The sequence below is a fragment of the Mycobacterium kyorinense genome (genome assembly GCF_001672775.1).
GTDB lineage: Bacteria > Actinomycetota > Actinomycetes > Mycobacteriales > Mycobacteriaceae > Mycobacterium > Mycobacterium kyorinense_A.
Window position 1 is genome coordinate 1 of the sequence record NZ_LZKJ01000004.1, and the last position, 569, is coordinate 569.

General features: G+C 67.3%; 1 protein-coding gene. It reads right to left on the reverse strand.

The annotated features are described in order from the left end of the window. Positions 1–569, reverse strand: a 569-nt coding sequence (locus tag A5707_RS00175) for a glycosyltransferase (RefSeq protein WP_419866368.1), incomplete at both ends; no start/stop codon positions are given.

A 569-nucleotide genomic window follows, 5' to 3' on the forward strand; every position in this document is an offset into this window, starting at 1 on the left:
GTCCAGTAGACCAGCGTGGGGGCCCCGGCGCGCAGACCCGCTGAGGTGGTGCCCATGCCACCGTGGTGCACGACCGCGCGGCAGGCCGGGAAGGCGGCCGGATAGTTCATCGTGCCCACCACCTTGACGTTCTCGACCTCAGGGACATGGCTGAAGTCGCTCGCGCCCGCACACAGCAACGCCCGCTGACCCAACTGCGCGCATGCTCCGCTGATCATCGCCATCGTGTCAGCGGCAGATTCCACCGGCATGCTGCCGAAGCCGAAGCAAATCGGCGGTGGTCCCGCGGCAATCCAGGACGCGACCTCGTCATCGGTCTCGGTGGGCAACGCCATCGTCAGCGCCCCGACAAGGGGCCGGCGGCCATCCCAATGCGCCCATTCGTCAGCCAGCCCGGGGAAGCAAACCTCGTCGTAGGCCTGGATTTCCAGGGCTCCACGCTGGGCGATCCGCCGCGGCGACGGTCCGGTGGCCTTGGGTAGGCCCAAGTCTCGGCGCTGCGCATCATCCAGCCTCTTGAACATCGGCCAACCCAACCACTCCGACACCTTCATCACAGAACGGCCCAA